Source organism: Adlercreutzia sp. CNCM I-6207 (genome assembly GCF_977072305.1).
In genome coordinates, this window is sequence record NZ_CDRVLZ010000038.1 from 1 (window position 1) to 5,010 (window position 5,010).

4 protein-coding genes are annotated in these 5,010 nt (G+C 58.5%); all 4 read left to right on the forward strand.

What is annotated here, in order from left to right; genetic code table 11:
• Positions 1 to 256: 256 nt before the first annotated feature.
• The 4 genes from ACW4QM_RS11355 (at position 257) to ACW4QM_RS11370 (ending at position 4,988) form a co-directional block, all read left to right on the forward strand.
• The gene (locus tag ACW4QM_RS11355; protein WP_161128454.1) at positions 257 to 2,224 is read left to right on the forward strand and encodes a SpaA isopeptide-forming pilin-related protein; all 1,968 of its coding nucleotides are present in this window, start codon (positions 257 to 259) and stop codon (positions 2,222 to 2,224) included.
• A 272-nt stretch (positions 2,225 to 2,496) separates the two neighbouring features.
• A complete protein-coding gene (locus ACW4QM_RS11360) occupies positions 2,497 to 2,982 on the forward strand; it encodes a signal peptidase I (RefSeq protein WP_455798467.1) in 486 nt (161 codons plus the stop codon).
• Positions 2,983 to 3,486: 504 nt separating this feature from the next.
• Positions 3,487 to 4,032 (forward strand): hypothetical protein, encoded by a 546-nt coding sequence (locus ACW4QM_RS11365; protein ID WP_161128452.1) that lies wholly within the window; start codon positions 3,487 to 3,489, stop codon positions 4,030 to 4,032.
• A gap of 80 nt (positions 4,033 to 4,112) precedes the next feature.
• Positions 4,113 to 4,988: a DUF7507 domain-containing protein gene (locus ACW4QM_RS11370; RefSeq protein WP_161128451.1), complete on the forward strand. Its 876-nt coding sequence runs from the start codon at positions 4,113 to 4,115 to the stop codon at positions 4,986 to 4,988.
• Positions 4,989 to 5,010 lie beyond the last annotated feature (22 nt).

Genomic DNA, 5,010 nt, shown 5'->3' on the forward strand with positions numbered 1-5,010 from the left:
TGGAGAGATTAAAGCGCCATCATCGGCGCACACCGACCGATAGCGGACAAGCGCACCGATGGCTCGCGGAATCACGGACTGAAAACGCCGCAATAATCAGCCCACCGTTGAAGCAGTGACCGTCAATGGCACCGATGTGGCAGTTGCAGACAAAACCATCACTGTCACCAATCGTTATGCCCCCAATGGGCAGTGGCAGTTTGAGGCTGACAAGTTCTTCTATGGCCTGGGAGCGCCCCGCCCTTGTAGCTTTACGATGGTTGAATTGTCGAACGTCCCTGAGGTAGGCAAGTCCATCGACCCAGCCACCAAGGATGACAAGGCTTGGACTGCTGAGCTTGAGACAGCGGATTTCACGGAGGGCAAAGCCTCCATCAAATTCCCTGCCATCATTTATAAGCAAGAAGGCACCGGCGACAACAAGGTCAACGATATCGGCGATCATTACTACCTCGTCACTGAGGACGGCGATGATGCTGCCAAGGACACCACGGCCTATGTCATCAAAGTGACCGTGGCGGTTGATGAAAACGATCCTGCTAAGCTCACCGCCACCGAAACGGTGCGCGGCTACGCTGACGACCTCGACTCCACGCTGAACCCGCTGGTTCTGCCGGAAGGCGAACGCCCGGCGTTCTACAACACCGACACCTACGACCTGATTAGTGCTGCCAGCTACAGTGTGTACGCGGCCAGCGGCGAGCCGGTCGACCGGGTGTGCTATGTCGACCCGAAGATCATCAAGAACCTTGAGGGTCGCGCCATCAAGTCTGGCGAGTTCGCCTTCAAGCTCATTCAGGTGGCGAACTACAACGACACCGAGGGCGAGCTCATCTCCGCCACTACCAACGACGAGTTCGGCATGGTCGACTTCGACAAGGCGAACAACGTTTCCGGCGACCTCGAGAACCCCAGCTGTCTGGCCTACACCAAGCCCGGCACCTACTACTACCGCGTCATCGAGGACACCAGCAAGGGCGGCATGAACGACCAGTCCGTGTTGTACAGCGACCAGGTGATCACTTTTACTACGGTCATCGAACAAGATGAGGCGACGGGCCAGCTGGTGTGCACCGATATGTACTACGGCTGGTGGGATGCCGCGGCCAACCAGAACGTTCGCTTCGACGAGCAGTACGCCGACTACGAGACCCAGCCGGGCAACATCGGCGATATGTCGAAGCTGAACCCCGATTGGCACCCGACCATCAACAACAAGGCGCGTCCGATGGATCTGCAGGTGCGCAAGACCAGCGTGTCCGACCGCGACGAGGGCCTGGTGGGCGCTACCTACGCGCTGTACATGGTGAACGAGAACCCGCAGGGCGACATTTGGCTGGCTGAGGCGACTTCCGAGGAAGGCGGCTGGATCACCTATAAGAACGTGAGCCTCGCCACCAACAACCTGTACTACTTCAAGGAAACGGCCGCGCCTGCGGGCCACACCGTGAGCGAGTTCCGCAGCCCCTACTTCTACCTCGTGGAAGATGCAACCTCCGCCAACGGCTACGCCCTGAAGTACACCGACACTAAGTACTTCGACGCTGCGGAAGTGGAAGCCGCCGCCATCCCGATGGCTGCCGCCGAGGCTCAGGCCATGCAGGCCGACATCGCCGCCCAAGCCGAGGCGACCGCGACCGACAACCAAATCCAACCCGGCCACAGCGCCGACGGCAACATCCTGCTGACCTACGACAAGGACGGAGGCGTCTACGACGAAACCACCCAGGTTGAGGTGAACAAGCTGGATACGCGTACTCACGAATGGGTGGAAGGCGCCAAGCTCGTCATCCTCGAGAAGGAGTCGGGCAAGGAAGTGGCCTCCTGGACTTCGGGCAAGGCCCCCCAGAAGCTGGCGAAGACGCTGAACGTCGGCATCACCTACCTCCTGCGTGAGGTGGAAGCCCCCGGCGAGTACCGCCTGGCCAACGACGTCGAGTTCGTCATCGACAACTACGGCAACGTGACCATCACCAAGGGCACGGAAAACGGCAACGCCGAGCTGTCCGACAACACCATCACTCTGTACGACACCATGATGGACGCCGAAGAGGTCGAGCAGCGCGAGCGTGAAACCACCCGCGAGGTGCCGCTGGGCACGATTCTGGCCCAGACCGGCGATATGCTGCCGATCCTGGGTATCGGTGCCATCGTGCTGGCGAGCCTGATCGCCCTTATCGTGGCCGGCCGTCGGCGCCATGAGGGAAAGGACGACAAAAACTAAGATGTATCGGGGATCGCAGGCAGTCGTCTGATTGAGATTTCATGAGGGATACGCGCGAGGCTCTTCGGAGCTTCGCGCGTATCTGTGCTAGATAACAAAAGATGAGCCATTAACTAAGGAAAAGACGAACAGAACGATCTATTGACCTCGTGATTGTCATGACTGATGCAGCAGCTAACATATCGGCAGGCTCGTTTGGCGCTTCGGCCCCGGCGGAAGCATCGGATGCATTCGCGTACGACGTTAAGAAGCGCCTCGCGCGATTGCGCATTGTGTCGCGCCTCTGTTCGGTCATAGGTGCCGTGCTCCTGGCGGCGGTTGCCCTGTTGGCTATCAGCGCAACAGTGGCGCCGCGCTTCATGGGGTTGCAATCCTATGCCATCGTGTCGGGGTCTATGGAGCCGTCGTTTCCCGTGGGCAGTCTCGTGTACGCCGAGCCCATCGAGCCCGAGACGTTAGCCGTGGGTGACGTGGCGGTTTTCTGGCGCAATGACGAAGTCGTCATTCACCGCGTGGAGGAAAACCTTTACGAAGACCGCGAACTGATCACCCGCGGCGACGCCAACGAAGGCATCGATGCGCATCCGGCGCAGTACGACAACGTGGTCGGCCGCACCGTGAACCAGATACCGGGCATCGGTTATTTCGTCATGGCGCTGGCGTCGCTGCCGGGAAAGCTCGTCTTAGGTTGGATCGTCCTCATGGGCGCCGCCTTCTCCATAATCGGCACCGCCATAGCCTCCCTCGCGCGTCAGTAGCAACCAGAGTATGTGTTTCTGGTGCCGTTTGCAGGACGAAGAGCGCCGCCCGCCACAGGTTTATTTCGTTTAGGCTTCATTTTCGGCGTTCTTTACCATGTCATTAGCCTATCTGTTTCTTTTTGACAGGGTTGGGCACTCTTCCAAGAAACCGCAGTTCAAAGCCTTGAAATTCTGAGAAAAGTCATAATCGTTAAACTGATCGTCATTTTTGTCAGTGGATAAAAAAGCCCAGATCAATAAAGTGATTCTAGGCACTAGTAACGCGCGGGTGCAATTTGCGTGTCGAAAAGGTGACGAAAAAGCCTTTTCGAGCGCTTCTCCGATGACTTGTTTACAAGTTGTCAACAAAAGCCCGCGAGGAGGGACGAGTGCCTCGGCGCCCGAGCATCAGGTGCCGCATCGGGGGATGCACTTCGTCCCTCGGAAAGCTGGTTTAAATGTCCGGTCTCCAAGCCGGTATTTAAAAGTAGTAGGAAACGGAGCAGAAGGAAGGTGCGGAGTATGCGGACCATAGCGCGGTTCATGGACGCAAGAAACACCACGGAGGGCAAGTTCCTGTCAGTCTTGCTGTCGGTGCTGCTGGTGTTCTCGTTCCTGAACGTGACCATGTTCACGGACTACGCCAACGCCGAGGACGAGGAGGGCGAGGCGATCGAGTTCGTCGAGCCCGCCGCCGAGCCCGGGGACGAGGTGCAGCCCGAGGACGAGGCCGGCGAGCTCGAGAAGGAGACGGAGTCTCCGACGGAGGGCTCGGAGAACGAGGGCGCCCCCGTTGAGGTGCAGCCCGAGTCTGGCGATCCCGAGGAGGAGGTGAGCGGAACGGAAACTGAAACCGAGGGCGACGGCGAGCAGAAGGACAACCTGGTCGCAGAGCAGCCGATTACGTTCGCCGTGCCGCGGATCTCATCTGAAGAAGAGCTGCCTGTATATAAGGTGGGAGAAAAGGGAGGACTGGATGGACAAGTCGACCCCTCTCTTCTCGAAGGGAAGACGCTCGAGCAGCTTAAAAAATGTTTCCCGATGCGACAGTTCTCCCGTCGGCAGTAATTGGATCCGACGGTCAGGTTAGCGATACCGGCGCAGCATGCAACAAACCTAGGCATTGGTAGTACTTCACTAACGACAGCGTGAGCGTAGCCAATCAGCCGACCCACAACGCCAAGGATCCCATCAGTGGCGTTCCGGGGGGAACGACGTACCTTGTTCATGAGATATGTGACAACAATGATAAAGTGATAGGCTACGAGATCATTCCACTGAAGGTTGTTGAGAGTTCCGCGGATGATCAGCTGTCGTACAATTTGAACGGTGCCCCCGGCTCCATCGATCCCACCGCTGGCAAGACGGGCTCTGAGGTCATAGTGACGAGCGAGGTTCCCGATTGGGAGGGGCATGAGTTCCTCGGCTGGAGCACCAGCGAGGACAGTGCCTTCGCTGATTATACTGCGGGCGACCACTATACGCTGACTGCAGGAGACGACATCCTCTTCGCGATCTGGAAGGCCAAGACGCCGCAGTACACCATCGAGAAGAGCGTCGCGAACGAGGGATCTGGCGAGGGCGGCACCTTCAAGACCGGCGAGACCATCAACTACAAGATTACCGTCACGAACACCGGGGGCGTCGCGTATCTCGACCCCATTATCCTGGGAGACTCGCTGGTCGATCTCGGTGGTCCCGGCGTCACCGTTGAGAGCAACCTCAGCGGCGCAGCGGACTTCTCCAACGCAACGCTCCAAGGCCTGCTCGTCGGCGAGACCGTCACCGTATCCTACTCCTATACCGTCAAGGCCACCGACAACGACATCACCAACGCGGTGACTGCGAACGGGGAGAAGAAGGCAGAGGTGACGACAGAGGTGGAGGACGCTCCTGCCCTGACCGCCGTCAAGAAACTGGTCAACGAGGGAACCGGCGACTCCGGCATGAGTAGTAACCCTCTCCGGTACCAACAATCAGCAGAATCTGGTACCGCCAGTCAGCGGGCTTGGTACCCTGGGTAAGATAAATTGGTACCGCCGCCCA